General features: G+C 46.4%; 20 protein-coding genes. 6 read left to right on the forward strand and 14 right to left on the reverse strand.

What is annotated here, in order from left to right; translation table 11 throughout:
• Positions 1 to 138: 138 nt before the first annotated feature.
• Complete coding sequence (locus ACEW9I_RS23030) at positions 139 to 879, reverse strand: DUF561 domain-containing protein (RefSeq protein ID WP_373542662.1); 741 nt, start codon at positions 877 to 879, stop codon at positions 139 to 141.
• A 182-nt stretch (positions 880 to 1,061) separates the two neighbouring features.
• Here ACEW9I_RS23030 and ACEW9I_RS23035 point away from each other — a divergent pair, with 182 nt between their 5' ends.
• Positions 1,062 to 1,733 (forward strand): acetoacetate decarboxylase family protein, encoded by a 672-nt coding sequence (locus ACEW9I_RS23035; protein WP_373542663.1) that lies wholly within the window; start codon positions 1,062 to 1,064, stop codon positions 1,731 to 1,733.
• Here the strand turns inward: ACEW9I_RS23035 and ACEW9I_RS23040 are convergent.
• Positions 1,663 to 4,155, reverse strand: coding sequence for a type II CAAX prenyl endopeptidase Rce1 family protein (locus ACEW9I_RS23040; protein WP_373542664.1), 2,493 nt, complete (start codon positions 4,153 to 4,155; stop codon positions 1,663 to 1,665). The genes ACEW9I_RS23035 and ACEW9I_RS23040 overlap by 71 nt on opposite strands.
• Before the next feature lie 21 nt (positions 4,156 to 4,176).
• The gene (locus ACEW9I_RS23045) at positions 4,177 to 4,647 is read right to left on the reverse strand and encodes a tetratricopeptide repeat protein (RefSeq protein ID WP_373542665.1); all 471 of its coding nucleotides are present in this window, start codon (positions 4,645 to 4,647) and stop codon (positions 4,177 to 4,179) included.
• Positions 4,648 to 4,915: 268 nt separating this feature from the next.
• On the opposite strand from ACEW9I_RS23045, the gene ACEW9I_RS23050 reads away from it, so the two are divergent.
• On the forward strand, positions 4,916 to 5,869 hold the full coding sequence (locus tag ACEW9I_RS23050; RefSeq protein WP_373542696.1) for a M48 family metallopeptidase: 954 nt from the start codon (positions 4,916 to 4,918) through the stop codon (positions 5,867 to 5,869).
• A 216-nt stretch (positions 5,870 to 6,085) separates the two neighbouring features.
• A complete protein-coding gene (locus ACEW9I_RS23055) occupies positions 6,086 to 7,165 on the forward strand; it encodes a fatty acid desaturase (RefSeq protein ID WP_373542666.1) in 1,080 nt (359 codons plus the stop codon).
• A 163-nt stretch (positions 7,166 to 7,328) separates the two neighbouring features.
• Here ACEW9I_RS23055 and ACEW9I_RS23060 read toward each other — a convergent pair whose 3' ends face one another.
• On the reverse strand, positions 7,329 to 9,131 hold the full coding sequence (locus ACEW9I_RS23060; RefSeq protein WP_373542667.1) for a hypothetical protein: 1,803 nt from the start codon (positions 9,129 to 9,131) through the stop codon (positions 7,329 to 7,331).
• Here ACEW9I_RS23060 and ACEW9I_RS23065 point away from each other — a divergent pair.
• Entirely contained in the window at positions 9,130 to 9,603 is a 474-nt protein-coding gene (locus tag ACEW9I_RS23065; protein ID WP_373542668.1) for a gamma-glutamylcyclotransferase, read from the forward strand. The two genes, ACEW9I_RS23060 and ACEW9I_RS23065, sit on opposite strands and share 2 nt — an antisense overlap.
• An 84-nt stretch (positions 9,604 to 9,687) precedes the next feature.
• Positions 9,688 to 9,924, forward strand: coding sequence for a DNA-directed RNA polymerase subunit omega (locus tag ACEW9I_RS23070; protein WP_373542669.1), 237 nt, complete (start codon positions 9,688 to 9,690; stop codon positions 9,922 to 9,924).
• 104 nt (positions 9,925 to 10,028) lie between these two features.
• Here ACEW9I_RS23070 and ACEW9I_RS23075 read toward each other — a convergent pair whose 3' ends face one another.
• The 10 genes from ACEW9I_RS23075 to pstS all read right to left on the reverse strand — a co-directional run bounded on the left by ACEW9I_RS23075 (position 10,029) and on the right by pstS (position 18,945).
• Positions 10,029 to 10,664: a transposase gene (locus ACEW9I_RS23075; RefSeq protein ID WP_373542670.1), complete on the reverse strand. Its 636-nt coding sequence runs from the start codon at positions 10,662 to 10,664 to the stop codon at positions 10,029 to 10,031.
• A 17-nt stretch (positions 10,665 to 10,681) separates the two neighbouring features.
• Entirely contained in the window at positions 10,682 to 11,230 is a 549-nt protein-coding gene (locus ACEW9I_RS23080; RefSeq protein WP_373542671.1) for a transposase, read from the reverse strand.
• A 135-nt stretch (positions 11,231 to 11,365) separates the two neighbouring features.
• Positions 11,366 to 12,430, reverse strand: a complete 1,065-nt coding sequence (gene arsB, locus ACEW9I_RS23085) for an ACR3 family arsenite efflux transporter (RefSeq protein ID WP_373542672.1) — start codon at positions 12,428 to 12,430, stop codon at positions 11,366 to 11,368.
• Positions 12,427 to 13,068 carry an arsenical resistance protein ArsH gene (gene arsH, locus ACEW9I_RS23090; RefSeq protein ID WP_373542673.1) on the reverse strand — a complete coding sequence of 214 codons (642 nt, stop codon included), beginning with the start codon at positions 13,066 to 13,068 and terminating at the stop codon, positions 12,427 to 12,429. The genes arsB and arsH overlap by 4 nt, the downstream gene beginning before the upstream one ends.
• 57 nt (positions 13,069 to 13,125) lie before the next feature.
• The gene (locus ACEW9I_RS23095) at positions 13,126 to 13,257 is read right to left on the reverse strand and encodes a hypothetical protein (protein ID WP_373542674.1); all 132 of its coding nucleotides are present in this window, start codon (positions 13,255 to 13,257) and stop codon (positions 13,126 to 13,128) included.
• A gap of 111 nt (positions 13,258 to 13,368) precedes the next feature.
• Positions 13,369 to 13,830, reverse strand: coding sequence for a dual specificity protein phosphatase family protein (locus tag ACEW9I_RS23100; protein WP_373542675.1), 462 nt, complete (start codon positions 13,828 to 13,830; stop codon positions 13,369 to 13,371).
• Between the two features lie 217 nt (positions 13,831 to 14,047).
• On the reverse strand, positions 14,048 to 15,112 hold the full coding sequence (locus ACEW9I_RS23105; RefSeq protein WP_373542676.1) for a PstS family phosphate ABC transporter substrate-binding protein: 1,065 nt from the start codon (positions 15,110 to 15,112) through the stop codon (positions 14,048 to 14,050).
• Positions 15,113 to 15,310: 198 nt separating this feature from the next.
• Positions 15,311 to 16,573 (reverse strand): organoarsenical effux MFS transporter ArsJ, encoded by a 1,263-nt coding sequence (gene arsJ / locus ACEW9I_RS23110; RefSeq protein WP_373542677.1) that lies wholly within the window; start codon positions 16,571 to 16,573, stop codon positions 15,311 to 15,313.
• Between the two features lie 39 nt (positions 16,574 to 16,612).
• On the reverse strand, positions 16,613 to 17,626 hold the full coding sequence (locus ACEW9I_RS23115; RefSeq protein ID WP_373542678.1) for an ArsJ-associated glyceraldehyde-3-phosphate dehydrogenase: 1,014 nt from the start codon (positions 17,624 to 17,626) through the stop codon (positions 16,613 to 16,615).
• Between the two features lie 143 nt (positions 17,627 to 17,769).
• Positions 17,770 to 18,945: a phosphate ABC transporter substrate-binding protein PstS gene (gene pstS, locus ACEW9I_RS23120; RefSeq protein WP_373542679.1), complete on the reverse strand. Its 1,176-nt coding sequence runs from the start codon at positions 18,943 to 18,945 to the stop codon at positions 17,770 to 17,772.
• Between the two features lie 189 nt (positions 18,946 to 19,134).
• Here pstS and ACEW9I_RS23125 point away from each other — a divergent pair, with 189 nt between their 5' ends.
• A complete protein-coding gene (locus tag ACEW9I_RS23125) occupies positions 19,135 to 19,467 on the forward strand; it encodes an ArsR/SmtB family transcription factor (RefSeq protein ID WP_373542680.1) in 333 nt (110 codons plus the stop codon).
• The last annotated feature ends 53 nt before the right edge of the window (positions 19,468 to 19,520 follow it).

The raw sequence follows: 19,520 nt of genomic DNA on the forward strand, positions 1-19,520 counted from the left end.
GTATTTGCCGATCGATGTCAGTGGGGTTTACCGGATATAGAGGGTAGGGATAGGATCGGGAGTAGGGAGTGAGGGAGTGAGGAGCATAGAAAAAGGAGTAGAGAGTCAAAGACGCGTCTACCCTCTACCCCCTACCATCTACCCTCTTACTGCAACAGGAGTTGCGGCGAGAGCTTCTGCCAAACTGCGAACTACGGCAATCATGGCTATTTCGTCGTTGAGCTTGTTGATTGCCGAACCGACGCCGATTCCGGCGGCACCAGCGGCAATCGCTAGTGGTGCGGTGACGCTAGATAAACCAGAGGCACAAAGTACGGGAACGTTGACAGCGCGTGAGATTTCATAAGCAGCCGCGAGAGTTGGTGCTGCTTTTTCGATTAAGCCGAGCGTACCAGGGTGGCTGGGAGTGCTGCTGGTGCCGCCTTCGGTTTGGATGATGTCTGCACCCGCAGCGACTAGAGCTTGCGCTAGCTCGACTTGTTTGTCCAAGCTCAGGATATGGGGAACGGTCACAGACAGGGTAATACTGGGCAATAAGGCACGCGTAGCTTGAGTCAGGGTCAAAACTTCATCTGCTTCAAATCGGATGCCTTGAGCGTAGAAACTATCAAAATTACCAATCTCGATTAAGTCAGCACCTGCGGCGACAGCCGCGACAAATAACTCGGGTTCGACGGCAGAAACACAGATCGGGAGATGGGTGAGCTGACGTGCCATCCGTACTAATTCGGGATCGGCAGCAATATCCAGAAATGTTGCACCGCCACGATCTGCGGCTCTGACTACCATCGCCACCCGCAGAAAATCGAAATTATTCAACCCACTGATGACTTTGAGGACTCGATTGCTAGCAAAGGCTGTGTGCAGGCTATTTAACATATTTACCACTGATTGAAGGGACGTATAAAGCTTTATCTGAACCATTCTGACATCGATCGGCTGGATTTGACCCAATGGCGATACTAAAAGCAACAAGATCGGGGGCGATTTTGGGCAACTTCCCCGCCAATTAATTTCCGTGTCATACTCAAAAATAGAGACACTCTGCCGATCGCACAACTATGTTCTATCCCGCAGCTCCCTGGCAGCTTTATGGTACCGCATTGCAATCTTTTCATCTGCTCGATCTCGCCATCGCCAGACAATTTGTACCTGGAGATTTTGAGATCGTCCCCGTGCTCCCGAGCAAAACAGTGGGAAGCCTATACTTGTCTATCTACGAGCCTAATTCGACACTCCAATATCATGAATTGATTGTCGCTCCGGCTCTAGTCCGTTATCGGGGCAAACTGGGCGCGTGGATTTCGCATATTTATGTAGACAATCCCGTGTCAGTGGCGGGAGGTAGAAATATCTGGGGACTGCCAAAAGAGCTAGCTGATTTTAGCTGGAGCGATCGAGATATTACGGTTTCGCAAGGTGATAAATCGCTGTGTCGAGTCGATCGCTCTTCGACTACATTACCACTCTCATTCTGGGGAAAGCTCAAAATCAGTGGTGATGTCTTTGGTAGCTTAGAGCGAGATATTTTATCGTTTCGCGGTGATGTTGAAACTGGAGTCCAATGGACGCCGTTTCAGTTGAGCATTCCGAGTGAGAGTCCTTTTTTTGCAGTTAATTTAGGTAATCCCTGGCTGACTATTCAACTAGAGCGACTTCATCTTACAGCCAATGTGCCATCGACGGTGGGACGCGCGATGTCTCCAGCCGTTGCGCTCCGCCGAGAAACTTGAGCCAAACTCCGACTACTAGCCAGTGAATGACTACTGCACTCCAAATCGAGCCAGTGGCTAAATAAGCGATCGTACAAACTCCACCCAACAAACCTGTCAAGGTTAGGAATCTCCAGTTCATAAATGTGGGATTGCCTAATTTGTAAAATGTTCGAGCATTAAATGGATGATAGCTGACGAATAAAATCAAGGATATCAGTGACGTTACATAAATATGTAATGGTGAGGCTGTCTCGATCGGGTGTGGTATTAATAATAGTCTAAATATCAACTCTTCTACTAATGCAGGCATCAAGAATAGTGCAAACCACGATCGAATATGCTGCCAAAATCCTAGCCTTGAAGTTGATGATAAATGATTGAGTGTTAGAAATCCCGATCTAAATCCGATCGCCAGCGCAAATACTGCATAACCGATTAGTAATCCCAATCCCAATAACCATCCCGATAGACTTGGGAGTGTGACTATTCCCGCCCAGATTCTCACGATTAACGTCGCTAAAATGGGTATTTGTCCGAATAAAATAGTTGGCGCGATCGGAAAAATATCTGGATTTATACCACCCACCTGATAGGTATTTAAAAACCAAATCGTTGCCCCCCGCTGGGTAAAAATTTTGGCAATCCCATCCTGAGCACCGCGTGGTAACATTGTCCGCCAACTTACCAATCCCGCGATCGGATTGTTACTACTTACAAACCCCTGGCTCGACTGAATCCCTGCTAGTTTCGCTGCATTTTGTTGCCAATCTTGGCGAACTATTCCCAGTGGGGCGAGGGTAGTTTCTAGCTCTGCTCCCAAAGATTGTAGCTCTCGAAATCTGAGGGTTTGAGGATGCTGGGGATGAGTATCGATCCAGGCTTGAATTGCAGGCTGTGTGATAACTTTACGGTTTAATTGCCGAATCGTGATGTATAAAGCTTGATTGGCATCTTGCACACAAGAAGTCGCAGGTGTCACACTAGCAGCTCCCGTACCGTCGCCAGTGCGGTAACGCGCTGCAAAAATAGTTAATTGTCGCTGTAATTCAGTCAGGGGTGAGATTTTGATACCGCCAAAATCATAATCTACCGTTACAGGTGGATAACTGATTAAGAGATCCGCAACTGGGCGAGTCGCCAACCAGCCCCGCTGGAGATGTCCTAGATACGTCGCCCAATCTTGTTTTCCGGCAATGATACCATCGGGATTGTGAGCATACACCTGATTGTATGCTACCTGCCACTCTGGCGCGCCAGTAAATGTCGATCGCGTCACTGTCGCCATCCCATAGGCAAAATGTCCGGTAATAGTTTGCCAGATGTCGGCAGGATCGCCCGTTTTACCACCAATGCCACCGAATGAATGGATGACTAATGCTCTAGTTCCCAATGTTGCTGGATGAGTCTGAGTAGACATACCCACGAATTTGACTTGTGATAATTTTCCTTTATTTTGAGGCGTATTTTGCCAATGCTGGCGATCGAGATAATCAAATTTGGCATCAATATCGACAATCTCTCGCTGCGGTGTCAGTGCCAATAAAGAGCGCGGTTGAAGTGCCGCAACTGTAAATAAACCCTGCGGATCTCGATCTCCATAGATGTACCAGCCCTGGCTCCCTGAGGGAGATCGCTCCAAATCCCGATTCGTACTAGCCAATAGCCCCGACTTTTTGGCGGGCACCTGCGGTATCCGAATCAATTCGACTTCGCCATCAAAATTCTCAGTAGTTAAATTGTAATGCTGGACTTGAAAATACTCATGAGGGCAGAATTTAGCATCCGTACAAGCTGGTTGCCGAAGATGATCGGCACCGAGCATCTTCACTAATCCAGTTAAGGTACCAGTAATTTGAATTGGTTCGCGATCGATCGTCAAAATTGGACTCTGTGAGCCAGTTTCAGTATCGATATTTACCCCAGTCAATCTTACCAAAACATCATCCACAGGTCTCGCACCTGCTAACGACTCAAGTGCCCCGACAGCCGATCTCCCATTTAGCCTGTGGGGGTGAATATTGCCTTGCTTTTGACTGGCGATCGTCCCTGCTGTAAACTGGACATCTGTAGTTACCTGGCGGATATCTGACTGGATCTGAGCTTGAGGTTGCCATGTCAGGCGCAACGCGCGATCGATTAATGCTCGATTTTGCTCAGGTGCATGTTTGATTTCCACCCACGCCCAATCGGTTAAAGTTGATTGTTTAATTTCCTTCTGACTGGGAAGTATTAGTCTTCCAATCCATTCACCATTTGGGCGATAGTTATCATTCTGACTGCTACTACTGATTTTTTGGTCTAAATTGTCATTCGCTGCCGCAACCACCAGCGGTACAGCCGAAATGGTGGGTGTCAGATTTGCCAAAATAGGCTGGTGAGACAACCAGCCCCAACAGATCCCAACGGCACACAACACCACCCACCAAGATCTTACCTTCATCACTGAGGATATCAACTCTGTTTAACTCAACCTAGCTGTGCATTCCAAGATCAGACGTTGATTTTCGATCGCGTGGGGTTGGATCTCTAGCGCGGAGCGAAACGCCCTAATGGCGTCAGTATAATTGCCGAGTGCGGCGTGACACAAGCCCAAACCGTGCAACGCCCCGAAATGAACTGGATTGAGCGTTAACACCATCTCACAATCATCGATCGCGCGATCGTAGCTTTGAGTCATGAACTTCAGTACCGCCCGCCGATTCCACGCTTCTGCAAAATCTGGCACCGCATCAACGAGATCGTCTAAGATCGATGTAGCGGCATCGACATCACCTTCAGACAATAATCGCTCGCTTTCTTCAATTTGTTCGAGTGGAATTTTACCTTTTTGCCAGAACCAGATGCTCCAGAGTTGACGAGTAGCGCGTTCGCGAATATTCGGATCGCTATTTTTGAGATCTAAGAGTAATTTATCAACTAAATTTTGATTCATACATTTACCCGCGATGCTTGTTTCCAGATGCTACGCCAACGACTCGATCGATCGAACGAGTCTTGGTAAAGTTCGACTACCGCCAGCGAGCGCGGCTACGCCAACGATCTTAACAATATTCTGCGTTGTGGTAGTTCGATCGACCGATGGCAAGGTTTCGACCAAATCATCGCAATTGTCGTCTGTCAATATACCTCAGTATAGTAGTAGTAAGTATTCCCATCCAACCTACCAATCGCCCAATTTATCACCACATTTTATAATTCACATGGCTACTTATCCAGGTATTTCGAGCGAAGCTTTCAAACATCCCCTCGATCTTCAAGCCGAACAAGCTCTGCGGAGCATTCCTGGCTTCAATCTAGTGGCGAGTAAATTCGTGGAATTTATCTACGAGCGTCCTCAACTAGTATACCTAATGGGCAATAGTATTCAAGCAGGCCCGAGACAATATGCGTCCATTTATGGCATGTTTCGAGAATGCGTTCGCGATCTAGATATCTACCCCGAGCCAACTTTGTTTGTCAGTCAGAATCCCCAAGTCAATGCTTATGCGATGGGACAAGAGCATCCCTACATTGTCATCAATACCGGACTACTGGATCTCTTAAATGATGATGAAATCAAAACTGTCATAGCACATGAATTGGGACATATTAAGTGCGGACATACGATCTTGATCCAAATGGGAACGTGGGTGATGAGTGCCGCTTCCGCGCTCGGAGAAATGACATTCGGGCTGGGAAATATTGTGAGCAATGGATTGATCGTTGCTTTCTATGAATGGCGGCGCAAAGCTGAATTGTCATCCGATCGCGCGGCACTACTAGTGATGGAAAATCCCCGCACAGTGATGACAACGATGATGAAAATAGCGGGTGGTAGCAAGCGATTTGGTGATGAATGTAGTCTCGAAGAATTTATCAAACAATCTGAAAGTTATCGGAGTTTGGATGAAGATGGACTCAATCAGATTTATAAAGCCTTGATGTATATTGGCGTAAATGGGATGCTCAGTCATCCTTTTCCCGCTGAACGCATTCACTATCTCCAAGAGTGGACGGAATCGATCGAGTATCGCGATATTCGTCGGGGTAACTATCCGCGAGTTGCTGTCGAAGTAGTCAGTACTACTCCAGCGACAAGTGAAGCCGAACGCCTACGCCGCGAGATCGAAGAATTGCAACGGGAGATCGAGCGGCGGAGATCTCGCGATCGCTAATTAAATTAATTGATAATTGATAATTAAGTTGTGAGGATACTAGACGGATCTCCTGCCAATAGCGATCTTGATCGCACCCTAACAATAATCCACCATTAGGTGGAGGATTTCAACCCCTGTTTTTCGTTAAGCTAGAATGTAGCGCAACTTGGATACTGCCGTTAGCGTCAAGCCAATTTTTACCACAGTATTCCAAGCACACATCCTCTCAAATTAATGATTAGTCAGACTGAATATCTCAAAGTTATCCGCCCCTTACTTCCCGCAGCAGCTTTTAAACCCAATGCCAATAAGTTATTTATTCTCGCCATCAATCTCCTCATTTTAGGGCTTGGTTGGACGATCGCGCGCGATTTGGATCGGTGGGATCTCGGTTGGCTGTGGCTGTATCTCCCATTGAGTCTCATCATGGGCAATAGCATTGTAATTTGCCTATTTGCCGCGCATGACATGATGCACGGTAGCACCGTCGAGCAGCCCCGCTGGCGATACGTACTCAGCTTCTTGGCATTGGCTCTGTTATGGATGCCACCAACGCTCTGGAAATCCGTCCACAATCACAAACATCATACCGAAACCAATGCGATCGGCGATCCCGATCGGATGTACCTCGTCGGGCAAAATGATACCTGGGGGAAGTGGATTCAAAATCTGTTCGTACCATCTTCAGGTGTCAACTATGCTCTCTTGGTTTTGGGGATGGCGACATCGTGGGTAGTGCATACTTTTCGCCACATTACTTCAATTTTGTTATTCAATCGCGATGATGTTGATTATGTTCCGGCTCCGGTTGTCGTCAGCCCCCGCAAACGTCAGACGATCGCGATCGAGTTAGTAGCAATTAGCTTAATTCATTTGGGTATCTTAGCCTATCTCAAGTTTAGTATTATCGCAATTTTACTGGCGTATATTTTACCATTAGGACTTGGTTATGCAGGGGTAATGTTTTATATTTACACCAACCATTTTTTGTGCCCGATGACTGATGTTAACGATCCATTAGTCAATAGTGTGTCGTTACGAATGCCCAAGATTTTCGATCTGTTGCACTTCAATTTTTCCTATCACACCGAACATCATTTATTTCCAAGCATCAATTCTGATTACTATCCACTTGTCCAAGAGTTGTTGCAAGCTCACTACCCGGATTCTTACAATCTGATTCCTGTTGGTGAAGCTTGGCGGTTACTGATGGCAACACCGCGACATTATCGTGATGAGACTACTTTGACAGATAAACTCGATCGCGAGTCGGTAATCTGTCCTTTTGCTGTCAGTGTCAAAGAATTAGTATAATCTAAGACTTTAACAGATAACTCAATCTGATTTAACAGTCCCAGTAGGGTGGGCAGCGGCTTAGGCTTACGAAATTTAAATCGACTTTACCAAGCAGCTCAATCCTAATCAACAGCCTCGATTTCTTCCAGAAATCGGGGCTATTTAATTATACCCCGATCGATCACCCTGTAAATAACTCACAGGCAATATATACTGATGTAAACTGCACTGATTCCAATAACTTTGCCCACCCCCAATCATCGATCTGCTCTACACATTGTGGATATTCGGGGCTAGTTTTCGGGATTAAAGCTGTCACCATCTCGATCGCAATTTGACTCAAGATTTGGGCGATCGCATTTGCAGCTACCAGATCGCCACCTTTGACCAATTTACTCTTTTTGGCGACTACCTGACAAGCCTCCCTAATCGCCTGTGCAGCCGCTTGTTTGGTGGTAATATCATTGCTAGCCAAATGCGGAAAATAACGCTCGATCGAGTCCCATTCTGGACGGAGATGACGAATTAATAACTCGACAGTATGCAAGTAAATCCCTAAGTCGATCATCAGATCTGTAGTTTTTGCTTGTCTGGCTAAAAATAAGCCACCAGCTAAAACTAATTGGGGACAATTATAGTTAAAGGCATTCCCGACTTTTCCCCATTTTTGATACAAATCTGCCGTACTAAGTTGGTGGTAATTTGGGTTGATGTGCAATGCCAAACTAACTGGGAAATAACTAGCAATCAGATCGACATCCACCTGTTCGGTGAGGAGTTGGGTACGGCTATAGTAAGATTGAATACCGATCTTTACCTGCTCAGTTGCGAGCTTGTCGAGGATCTTTTCACCATAAGTATGGGCTTCCACCCCGATCCTCAGATCTGTAAGTGGTTGCTCCTCAATGGCGATCCGCTGATACATTTCACCGAACTGATTGCCGCCTTGGGTAAGGGCGATCAAGGGAATCGAATAATTGTGTTTATCATCATCGGGTAATGGAAACTCATCCCCCCACATCGTAAATAATAAAGGTGGACTCCAATACTCATTTTGCAGCTCTCTAGCGATCGATTGAATCGCAATCGGACACCATGCCGACTCACCCAAATGACTGCTGACATCGCCAATCTCTACATCCCAACAATAAGCCAGCAGCTCATCAGCAACGCCAAATGGATAAGGTAATCCCGCCATTTGTCCGATTTGAGTATTGACATCGATATATAAATCTCGCTTGGGTAACGCTTTTTTTAGCCCCCGATCCCGAGCGGCAATCCGATCGAGTAATTCTTTGCGCTCCTGCGATTTGAAAAACCACAACGGATATAATGAACTAATAGCTGTCGTCACAATCTGCACATAGCGATCGCGATCGAGATAAATAATCCGCTGAATCAATGACTCACGATCTGCTCCCGTCATCCCTACTTGTGGTGGCTGGATACCTACCCACAGATCTTGAATTTGTGCCAAACTCGTGCGAGAGCTAAACTGCTCCCACCCACCATTAAATGCAACTAATGCGAGTGCATAGTCCCCCCACTGTTCGAGATAGCGATCGTACTTACTATCCTTCTTGCCGCGTCTGGCTTCAGGTTCGAGCGTTTTGTGGCGCAGGGTTGCCAGATCTAGCAGTTTATTCAATCGTTGCAATAAGTTATTTGGTGCATCCAAACCATAAAAACTGCGACACTGATAAATAGAATTGAGCGGACTTTCACCCTTTTCTACCGATTTCCCGCAAAACCAGATCTCCCAAGCTTTCTTACTAATTCCCACCACTGGTTCGCGCTCTATTTCACCACTTGGTTTGGCAAACAAGCTACTCAACTGGAGATCGGTTACCAATTGCTTGACGGGATAGCGATGCTCCGTCCCCCCAAGTTCGCGCAATTGCGCCAAGACAACCATCCACCGCAGGTGATCTGCCACCAATTTTGGCACTTGCATTGACTGGCTGTGGTTGGTAGTTGTCGTCATGGGAGTAGGAATTCAGGGATGGGGAGTGATGGGTGGTGGGGTACACATAGCAATGATGACTGAAGATCTACGTGTTTTTGTCTACGGTACGCTCAAACCTGGAGCGGCTAATTTCGATCGCTATTGTGGCAAGCAGGTACTTACTAGCCATCGCGCGTACATTTATGGGGATTTATACGATTTGCCCTCATGCGGCTATCCAGCAGCAATTCATGGCAGCCACAAAGTACATGGATTTGTGCTGGCATTTAGGGACGATCGGATCTTACAAGCATTGGACGAACTCGAAGACTACGATCCGCAACGGCAACCAGTTGAGAATGATTATAACCGTGAATTAGTCACCACTTATACACTCAATGGAAATTCGGGCTGCTGTGCTTGGGTATATTTCATGAGCGCGGAGCGAATTCACCGCTGCGGTGGGATCTTGCTACCTGACGGATGGTGGATGGTGGATGGTGGGTGGTGAATGGTGAATGATGGATCGACTCTCAACGCAATTACCGATCGGTCGAGTACACTAGAAGATAATAGAACTGTATTAGGAGCAAATATGATTCAACGTCGTTCGCATTCTCACTTTGACTCGATTCAGATTGCTTATCGAGCTGAGGAACTGATTGGCGCAGCTTCTAATCGTTACAAAATTACCGTTCAAGTAGCCAACCGTGCTAAAAAACGCCATCGGTATGAATCTGATAACATTGACGATCCTTCCATCAAGCCTGTGATGCGGGCTATTATCGAGATGTCTGACGAACTCACTCAGCCAGAAATCTTGGGAGAATAGAGCATCGAGTGATTGTCAAAATAGTAAGGACAATTCAGTGAACTAGTACCTGCCGCTTACGCTGCGTAGGTACTAGTACTGAGCAGCATAAATAAAGACGTATTTCAACTACACAATGGCTTTCCTTTGTAAGTCCACTTAAACGGCTTTGCCATTGTGCGATTAAAGTATTCTATAAATTCTAAAATCCGAGTCTTCAGAGCATCCGTACTGGTAAAATTTCCTCTTCGTAACAGCTTCCGTACCAAAATACTAAACCAAATTTCAATTTGATTCATCCACGAGCAATGTTTTGGAGTGAAATGCACCACTAGGCGATGAGTAGGATCTGCCAAAAACTCAGATCGAGTAATCATCGAATGCAGAATGCCAGATTTGCCCTTACAACCCAATTCAATTGGCACTGGTTCTAGGTTTGCGGCAATACGAACCAATGCTTCAGATTGATGAGTGTTAAGACAGTCCATAACTAGATGGTATTTTGCGGCATTGGGCGAAAGCTCAATCAATTGGCTGACATGAGCCTTCAAGTCCTGCTCGGTACGTGTATCTCCTACCGTGGCAAGGGCGATGGTACCAGTGGCAACATTAAAGCTGGCAATTAAGGTCTGAGTACCATGCCGAATGTATTCAAATTCTCTTTTTACACACCGTCCTGGCTTCATCGGGAGATCTGGCATTGTTCGTTCTAAAGCTTGAATTCCCGTCATTTCGTCTAGGCTGAATGTAACTTCTCCCATCCTTGCTCTTGCCTGTGCTAGCTCGTAGACTTGACAGATATCTTCGACTTTCGGTTTGAATTGATGGTCGGGGGGGGATTCAACCAGTAGTTACTCTGGTATGGTTTAATGTCTGCTTCAGTGAGTAATCGCCCGACATGTCGTTCGCTAATCGATTCAACGATACATTGTTCGACCATCACCAGAGCTAGCTCTCGCGCACTCCAGTGACTTAGAGGGCGGTCATATTGCTCAGGCGGCGAACAGGCAATTGCATATAGTTGCGTAATCTGTTCCATTGTGAAGGTGGCAGGATGTCCCGGTCGAGCTTCATCTTTAAGTCGTTCTATCGCTGGTACTTCTCTGTTCGACAATTCCCGCCACCGCTGCCGCCATCGACGACTCATCTCGATGCTAATCCCTAATTCTTCAGCGATCTTTCCATTACTTGAACCAGTAGCAGCCCGCAGAATTATTTTGGCACGTAAGGCTATCTGTTGTGGTGTACTTGTTCGTCTCAGTAACTGCTCCAACTCTTGAGCTTCGGCATCACTCAAGTCGATTTTGACGGCTTCAAGTTTTGGCATAAGTTGTATTACTTTTTCTGGGAAATCTCTCCTCTAATCATATGGCTATTTGTGCCGCCCAGTACTAGTTCAATTGCCCCTACTATGGCGATCTGTAACCTCTAAATTTAATTTAAAGGCTAGTCTAAATTTAATTTAGACTATGCGCTCAGTAAAAAACTTATGCTGTAACCAGAACGAAATATTAACCAGCCCAATTAGCACTGGTACTTCTACCAACGGGCCAACTACAGCGGCAAACGCCACGCCAGATTTAATCCCAAACACAGCAATTGCGACGGCGATCGCTAATTCAAAATTGTTACCCGCAGCGGTAAACGCCACACTAGCGGCTCTATCGTAATCTGTCTTAATCCGCCACGCCATATAGAAACTTATCAAGAACATCACGACAAAGTAAATAATCATCGGTACCGCAATTCGCACCACATCGAGGGGAATCTGGACGATCAGATTTCCTTGGAGACTAAACATGACGACGATCGTCAGCAGCAGCGCAATTAGGGTAATCGGGCTAATTTTGGGGATAAATATTTCATGATACCACTGCTTTCCTTTGGCTTTGACCAAGAAAAACCGCGTCAAAAAGCCAGCTAAAAAGGGAATACCCAGATAAATCATCACACTCTGGGCTATCTCAGCAATACTAACATTTACACCAGTACTTTTTAGCCCAAAGATTGGCGGCAATACAGTCAAAAAGAACCAGGCATAAGGACTGTAAAAAATCACCTGGAAAATACTATTAAAAGCCACTAATCCGGCTGTATATTCAGTATTCCCCCGTGCGAGATCGCTCCATACGATTACCATCGCAATACACCGCGCCAACCCGATTAAAATCAACCCCACCATATATTCTGGGTAGTCGCGCAAGAATACGATCGCCAGCAGAAACATCAAGATTGGGCCGATGATCCAGTTCTGAATCAGGGAGATTGCCAAAACATTGCCATTGCGAAAAACATCGCTGAGTTCTTCATAGCGCACCTTTGCCAATGGTGGATACATCATCAAAATCAGCCCGATGGCGATCGGAATATTGGTCGCGCCGACCTGAAATCGATTAATTACTTTATCGACGGCTGGATAGAAATAGCCGATGCTTACGCCGATTGCCATTGCTAGAAAAATCCAGAGCGTCAGGAATCGATCTAGGAATGATAGCTTTTTTTGAGGTGCCGATCTGGTAGAAGTCATGATACCTGTTGAGATTGAATTTCGAGGGCATTCGCTGCGGCTTTGCGTTCGCTATGTCGATCGGTCAAATTGTCTACTTTATCTCGGAGTAGCAGCGTAAACTTGTACAATTCTTCCATCACATCCACCACTCGATCGCGATAATCCGAATCTTTCATCGTGCCATCTTCATGAAACTCTTGATATGCCTTGGCTACCGACGACTGATTGGGAATGGTAAACATCCGCATCCACCGCCCCAATAACCGCATCGTATTCACGGCATTAAAAGATTGCGAACCCCCGCTCACCTGCATGACAGCCAATGTCCGACCTTGAGTCGGTCGCACGGCTCCAATTGAGAGGGGAATCCAATCGAGCTGATTTTTCATAATCCCTGTAATTTGCCCGTGCAGCTCTGGACTAGACCAGACTTGACCTTCCGACCACAGGCTCAATTCGCGTAACTCCTGTACTTTCGGATGAGTATCGGGAACGCTGCCATAGATGGGCAATTCACGGGGGTCGAAGAACTTTACCTCTGCGCCAAACCCTTGAATGATTCGGGCAGCTTCTTCCGCTACCAAGCGGCTGTAGGATCGATCGCGCAATGAGCCATATAAAAATAATATTCTGGGTGGATGGTCGAAATTCTTCATCGGGTCGTGCAATTTATTAACTACAAAGCTGGTGATGATGCTTTAAAAAATGGCTGCTTATACTCCTGCCAAAGAGCGTAAAAATTCAGTTTGGGCCGCTCGTAACTCGACTTGAGGATTTGCCAAATTTATTGTCTGCATCGCCGCCTCATAAGACGAACTGACATGAATCAGATAAGCAGCCAGCATGGTGCCCGTCCGCCGCAATCCATTGGAGCGATTGCGGTTCCATCAGTTTGAACTTCCATGTGACTTTAATCCGAGTCGCTCAATTTAAACTTGCGGTCATTAGCAGTTTTTTTAACTATTTTCCGCTGAGAGAGAACGTAAAAAGACTGTCTGAGCTAGTTCTAGCACTGCCTGTGAGTTTGCAGTTGAGATCGTCACGATCGCATCTTCATCAGATAATCCATTCAAAATCAGGTAGGCAGCCAGCATCGTCCCCGTTCGATGTAAGCCGCCCGTGCAATGGACGGCAGTCCCCACACCTTGGCGATGATGTCGATCTACAAAATCGATTAATTCTGCGACTTGCGATCGACTCGGCGAACTGGCAATCTGGATCGGTAGCCACAAGTGAGGAATATTTTCCCGATCGTATAATTCCAGATTAGATCGATCGTGCGTTACCGAGACGATCGCCCCAATTCCCACTGCTTGTAATTCCCGCAATTCGGCTGCTGTGGGCTTCCGCACTCCTGCTAGTTTGCCAGGAATTACCCACCATAAGTTATCGATAATCGGTTCAGTTTGCTGCTCCATTGATTTTAATTTATGTAAGTGACAGGATAAGCGATTCTGTTGCAGAGCAACTGAGCCGACGAAAACGTCGTTTAAGGGATGAAATAAACTTGATTGGGTATGCTCTATTTTCATTCTTTAACCCAACTACAGATCTTTGCCGTGAGCTATTCTAGAGGCAATCTTTGAACTTTAGAATAGAGGCAATTCATGAATTGCCTCTATTCTAAATTAACACCTAATAAACTGGTTTCTTTGGTAGTAAATCCGAAATTTTGGAGTCGATCCTGGCTTTACCAGAAAATACCGTGCCTGTTTTACCACGATTAAAATTAACATAATTAAGATCTCTAACTCCATTTGGCAGCGGAACGTATCCTACAGCATCAGCCACTTTAGAGACTCGATTGATATATAGTGTTACAAATTTACCTAGTAACTGTCTATTTGAACTAGAGCGCAGATTTACATAAATAAATAACGGTCTAGAAAGTGGTCGATATTGGTTTTTCTCGACAGTTTGGGTCGATGGCAATATTGCCCCTTTGCCGTTATCGACTGCTAATAGTTTCAACTTGCTTTGGTTTTCTTGGTAGTAAGCATACCCAAAATATCCCAAAGCATTGGGATCTTTACTAATCCCCTCGACCAAGGCTTCATCATCTTCGCTGGGCGTATAGTCTTTGCGGCTAGCTTTGGATTTCCCGACGATTGCTTCGGTAAAATAATCAAAAGTACCAGACTTGTCACCCGCCCCAAATAACTTGATGGGTCGATCGGGCCAAGCAGCGCGTACTTGGTTCCAGCGGAGGATTTTGCCCTGTGCCGCAGGTTCCCAGAGCTTTTTCAATTCGGCAACGGTGATGTCTTTTGCCCAGTCATTTTGAGGATTGATGGCGATCGTCAGTGCGTCAAAAGCGATCGGAAACTCCATGTATCTCACCCCATTTTTCTTGCAAGTTTCCATCTCGGCTAGCAAAATTGGTCGCGAAGCATTACTGATGTCTGTTTTACCAGCGCAGAATTTTTCAAACCCGCCTGTCGTACCGGAGACTTTAACTTCAACTTGTTGCCCCTTATTGCGCGGCTCTGCTTCAAATAGCTTGACGATCGCTTGGGTAATCGGATACACCGTACTCGAACCATCAATCTTAATCGCTGGTGTAGTCACTTTTCCTGGATCTCCCACAGCCCCCTGTGCCAACAATTGGCTGTGGGCGGTTGTGTTAGCTGTTGCAGTGGTACTGACTGTTACCGCCAGCATTCCCAATACTGTAGCGAATTTTTTTACTGTTGCGTTCATCGTGTTTGGTTCCTTGTTGATTTTCAAGTGTGTAACTCCAGCGGTTGGAAACCGCTGTTCGTGATACGAAGTCCGCCTACGCGGACTGATGGATATAGTTAGTCCGCGTAGGCGGACTTTGCAACATTAGCCACGATTTCAATCGTAGGCATTCTATCGATAGCAACTTGGGTTATGTATGTCAGTCACTTCCCAAAATTAATCGCCGTCGCCAGCCTTCCACGCGATCGCGTTACTGGGCTGAGGATCGGGTAATTTCAGCGTCACCAGTGCTGCCGCCAGCACAAAGAATGCTGATGTCCACAGACAGCCCACCAGCCCATAAAACTGATAAACTAGCCCCGATAATACCGTCCCTGCCAGCCGACCGCCAGAGTTGGCCATGTAGTAAAAGCCCACATTCAACGCCACCTTGTCATCGTCGGTAAAGGCTAATACTAGGTAAGAGTGAACGGCTGAGTTGAAGGCAAACACCACACCAAAGATAATTAGTCCACCCACAACGGCAGTAGTCGGGGGAACATTTAGTTGGAGTGCTAACGCGATCGCGGCGGGGACTCCAACCAGCGTAAATGTCCAAAATTGGATCGTTTTCGCTCCTGGCGGCTGACCAGATCCAAATCGCTTGAGCAATGCTGGTGCTGAAAATTGAATGATGCCGTAACCAATCACCCAACAAGCCAAGAAGCCCCCCACCTGCGCGAAAGTCCAGTTCAACTGTCCCCGCAAAAATACTGGCAAACCCACCACAAACCAGACATCTCTGGAGCCAAATAAAAAGAACCGAGCAGCCGAGAGAATATTGATTTCGCGGCTCTTAGAAAAGAGCTGGCTAAATTTGACCTTTTTCTTGATTTTGCCCATCCCCTTGGGCAGCCATAGCCCAGAGAACATAATTAATGACAGTCCACCTGCCATGATCCATAAGGCATTGATGAATCCAACGGAAGTCAGCAAAGCACCACCAATAAAGAAGCCCACCCCTTTAAGCGCGTTCTTGGAACCCGTCAGCACTGCCACCCATTTGAATAGCGATGACTGAGCATCTTGAGGTACCACTAACCGAATCGCACTCTTGGAACTCATCTTGGTCAAGTCTTTGGCAATTCCTGAAAATGCCTGAGCAACCATCACATACGGGACGGCAATCCACTGTGTCCAAGTTGGATCGAGGAAGGACAAAATCACTAATGAAAGGATCTGTAATCCAATCCCAGTGTAAAGTGTCACCTTCAGTCCGAATTGGGAGCCAATCCAACCGCCAAAAAAGTTGGTGACTACACCGAAAACTTCGTAGAACAGGAACAGTGAGGCGATCTGGATGGGGGTATAACCAATGTTGTAAAAGTAGAGCAGCACCAGCATTCGCAGGGCACCATCGGTGATAGTGAAGCCCCAGTAGGCTAATGTTACTAGTACATAGTTCTTAAAATTGGCACTGGAAGCTGTCGGAGAGTCCATGAGCTGATAAGGGTAGAGGGCAACTTACGATCGCTATTACTAGTTCAGGCTCAGAGCTACTTTACGGGCGAGTTCGACCATCCGATTGGCGTAGCCCCATTCGTTGTCGTACCAAGCTAGGATTTTCACTTGCGTCTCATTGACGACCATTGTGGAGAGCGCGTCAATAATTGCCGAGCGGGGGTCGTCTTTGTAATCGATCGATACTAGCGGACGTTCTTCATAGCCGAGAATACCTTTAAGCGGTGCTTGCTCGGCAGCAGTTTTGAGTAATTGATTAACTTCTTCAACTGTGGTCGATCGCATTACTTCAAATACACAGTCAGTCAGCGAAGCATTGAGTAATGGCACCCGCACTGCTAAACCATTGAGTTTACCGTTGAGTTCGGGATAAATTAAACCGATCGCAGTTGCCGATCCGGTTGAAGTGGGAATCAACGATAAACTAGTAGCTCTGGCACGACGCAAATCTTTATGCGGTGCATCGACGATCGTTTGCGTGTTGGTATTGTCATGGATGGTGGTAATCATCCCGTGTTTGATGCCCAAACCTTCATTAATTACCTTCACAACCGGAGCCAAGCAATTAGTAGTACAAGAAGCGGCGGTCAGCAGATGATGTTTATCTGGCTCATAAAGTCCATCATTTACCCCCATTACGATATTTAAGGCTTCTTTCTTCACCGGAGCCGCTACGATGACCTTACGAACACCACCTTTAAAATAAGGGTTGAGGGTTTCAGGAGTTCTAAATTTACCGGAGCATTCTAGTACCAGATCCACACCCAAATCTTGCCAAGGTACATCTCCAGGTTGAGCATGTTCGCTAAAAGTCAGGGATTTACCATTGATGGTGACTTTCCCGTTCTCAGCCTCTACTTCTGGTGCCCAACGTCCGTGGACAGAATCGAACTTGAGTAAGTGCGCGGCTGTCTCAGCCCCGCCTTTGACCTCATTGATATGCACGAATTCTAATTCTGACCAATCCCACGCCGCCCGCAAATCTAGTCGCCCAATCCGTCCAAATCCATTAATTCCCACCCGAACTGTCATCTGTTTGCCTCCTGTTTTGAAGTTTTAAATCTTGATATTTACATGACTCTATATTTAGAATCATCGAGCTACGTTGAACCTAGTTAATGCTTTTTAGGAGTTATGTTTCCATTGGCTCGATGAAGTTCTACAGTCAACAAAGCTTATTTAACTTTGTTGAGTTCTGCTTTTGCCTTGGCTACTAATTCATCATCGAGAGGTAGATAACCAAGGTCGGTGGCTGAAGCCTTCCCTGTTGTCAACGCCCACTCAATGACTGCTTTTAATGCTGTTGTCTTGGTGGCATCTTTCGGCTGTGGGTACAGTAGGAGCCAAGTTAGTCCAGAAATGGGATAAGCCTTTGGGTTGGTAGAATCTGGCACCGTAAGTCCAAGATCGGCAGGTACTTTTTCGCCGACAAATGCCTCCGCACCTGCGGCTGGGGATGGAACGATCGATTTTCCAGACTTATTTTCGATCGCTGCCATCGAGAGATTAGCTAGCTTGGCAAAAGAGTACTCTACATACCCGATCGAATTGGGTAATGCGGCGATTTCCTCAGACACACCTTGATTGCCTCTAGCACCTATCATCCCTTTTGACCAATCTACCGATTTACTAGCACCCGCTGTCCATTCGGGGCAAGCAGCTTTGAGGTGATTGGTAAACTGAAAAGTGGTACCGCTGCCATCAGAACGGTGGAAGAATTTAATTGCTTCGCTGGGTAATTTTGCGCCAGCATTGGTTTTGACGATCGCCGGATCGTTCCATTTAGTAATTTTACCTGATGCAATCCCACAGTAGGCTGTGCGAGATAGTTGTAAATCTTTAACCCCATCGAGATTGTATGCAAATACGATTATCCCACCAGTCATAGGCACCTGAAGTGGTTCTCCACCGAACTTTGTTCTGAACTTGGCGCGTTCGTCAGCTTTTAAGGGTGCGTCTGATGCTCCAAAATCGACAGTACCCGCCAAAAATTGCTCTACACCAGCACCACTACCGACGGATTGATAACTAACTTGAGTTCCAGGATTTACCTTGTTGTATTCAGCAAACCAGCGTTGGTATAGAGGCGCGGGATATGTTGCCCCAGCACCACTAACAGAGACAATACTCCCACTACTTGCGGATGCAGATCCAGATGTCGCAGGTGAAGCAGTACCTGATGGCGATGATGTAACTTCGGAACTTTTGCTACAGGCAGATACTGTAAGTCCCAGCGTCAGGGCTACTAATATCTCAAGAGTGAGCGATCTACGGATATTTAGATTTGGTTTTTCGCCATTCGATGGCGGAGCCTCTCCCCTGGAGAATCGATTGAGTTGTTCGTCATTCATGCTAATTTCTCCCTAGATGCGTTGACGGATGCGTTGGCGTAGCCTCTTTGCCAAGGCAGAAGCTACGCTTTGGCGGAGCCTTGCACTTGACATTACAGAATGACAATCGCTTACTATATCGATACTAGTTGATATTGAGAGTTGTCGATATCTTATCAATTCAAATCGATCTATGTCAATATAGAACTTATGAAATCTTTAAAAACGCCGCCGATTTTTTGTTGTCCACCTTTGTTAGCGGGTCGTCTAACTGAAACAGAAGCAGCTAGTGCCGCAGTTTTGTTTCGAGTATTGGGCGAACCAGCACGCCTCCAGTTGTTGAGTTTAATTGCCGCCCAGCCGAGTAAAGAGGTTTGTGCTTGCGAGTTGGTAGAATCGCTAGGACTTTCACAGCCAACAGTCAGCCACCATCTCAAGGTGATGTATGAGGCAGGTTTATTGTCAAAAGAGCGTCGAGGTAGTTGGATCTACTATCAAATCGTTCAAGCACAATTAGTATCCTTGCGAGGGGTGCTTGCTTAAAAATCGAGTATGAAGTAGTGCTTGGATCGTCTCATACCAAGAGGCTGCACCGA

Source organism: Chamaesiphon sp., assembly GCF_041738855.1.
Lineage (GTDB): Bacteria > Cyanobacteriota > Cyanobacteriia > Cyanobacteriales > Chamaesiphonaceae > Chamaesiphon.

What these genes read in the sequence shown, in the direction of transcription:
- ACEW9I_RS23030 (WP_373542662.1), bottom strand. Translation starts at nt 879, where the DNA reads ATGTTAAATAGCCTGCACACAGCCTTTGCTAGCAATCGAGTCCTCAAA.
- ACEW9I_RS23035 (WP_373542663.1), top strand. Translation starts at nt 1,062, where the DNA reads ATGTTCTATCCCGCAGCTCCCTGGCAGCTTTATGGTACCGCATTGCAA.
- ACEW9I_RS23040 (WP_373542664.1), bottom strand. Translation starts at nt 4,155, where the DNA reads ATGAAGGTAAGATCTTGGTGGGTGGTGTTGTGTGCCGTTGGGATCTGT.
- ACEW9I_RS23045 (WP_373542665.1), bottom strand. Translation starts at nt 4,647, where the DNA reads ATGAATCAAAATTTAGTTGATAAATTACTCTTAGATCTCAAAAATAGC.
- ACEW9I_RS23050 (WP_373542696.1), top strand. Translation starts at nt 4,916, where the DNA reads ATGGCTACTTATCCAGGTATTTCGAGCGAAGCTTTCAAACATCCCCTC.
- ACEW9I_RS23055 (WP_373542666.1), top strand. Translation starts at nt 6,086, where the DNA reads ATGATTAGTCAGACTGAATATCTCAAAGTTATCCGCCCCTTACTTCCC.
- ACEW9I_RS23065 (WP_373542668.1), top strand. Translation starts at nt 9,130, where the DNA reads ATGGGAGTAGGAATTCAGGGATGGGGAGTGATGGGTGGTGGGGTACAC.
- ACEW9I_RS23060 (WP_373542667.1), bottom strand. Translation starts at nt 9,131, where the DNA reads ATGACGACAACTACCAACCACAGCCAGTCAATGCAAGTGCCAAAATTG.
- ACEW9I_RS23070 (WP_373542669.1), top strand. Translation starts at nt 9,688, where the DNA reads ATGATTCAACGTCGTTCGCATTCTCACTTTGACTCGATTCAGATTGCT.
- ACEW9I_RS23075 (WP_373542670.1), bottom strand. Translation starts at nt 10,664, where the DNA reads ATGGGAGAAGTTACATTCAGCCTAGACGAAATGACGGGAATTCAAGCT.
- ACEW9I_RS23080 (WP_373542671.1), bottom strand. Translation starts at nt 11,230, where the DNA reads ATGCCAAAACTTGAAGCCGTCAAAATCGACTTGAGTGATGCCGAAGCT.
- arsB (WP_373542672.1), bottom strand. Translation starts at nt 12,430, where the DNA reads ATGACTTCTACCAGATCGGCACCTCAAAAAAAGCTATCATTCCTAGAT.
- arsH (WP_373542673.1), bottom strand. Translation starts at nt 13,068, where the DNA reads ATGAAGAATTTCGACCATCCACCCAGAATATTATTTTTATATGGCTCA.
- ACEW9I_RS23095 (WP_373542674.1), bottom strand. Translation starts at nt 13,257, where the DNA reads ATGCTGGCTGCTTATCTGATTCATGTCAGTTCGTCTTATGAGGCGGCG.
- ACEW9I_RS23100 (WP_373542675.1), bottom strand. Translation starts at nt 13,830, where the DNA reads ATGGAGCAGCAAACTGAACCGATTATCGATAACTTATGGTGGGTAATT.
- ACEW9I_RS23105 (WP_373542676.1), bottom strand. Translation starts at nt 15,112, where the DNA reads ATGAACGCAACAGTAAAAAAATTCGCTACAGTATTGGGAATGCTGGCG.
- arsJ (WP_373542677.1), bottom strand. Translation starts at nt 16,573, where the DNA reads ATGGACTCTCCGACAGCTTCCAGTGCCAATTTTAAGAACTATGTACTA.
- ACEW9I_RS23115 (WP_373542678.1), bottom strand. Translation starts at nt 17,626, where the DNA reads ATGACAGTTCGGGTGGGAATTAATGGATTTGGACGGATTGGGCGACTA.
- pstS (WP_373542679.1), bottom strand. Translation starts at nt 18,945, where the DNA reads ATGAATGACGAACAACTCAATCGATTCTCCAGGGGAGAGGCTCCGCCA.
- ACEW9I_RS23125 (WP_373542680.1), top strand. Translation starts at nt 19,135, where the DNA reads ATGAAATCTTTAAAAACGCCGCCGATTTTTTGTTGTCCACCTTTGTTA.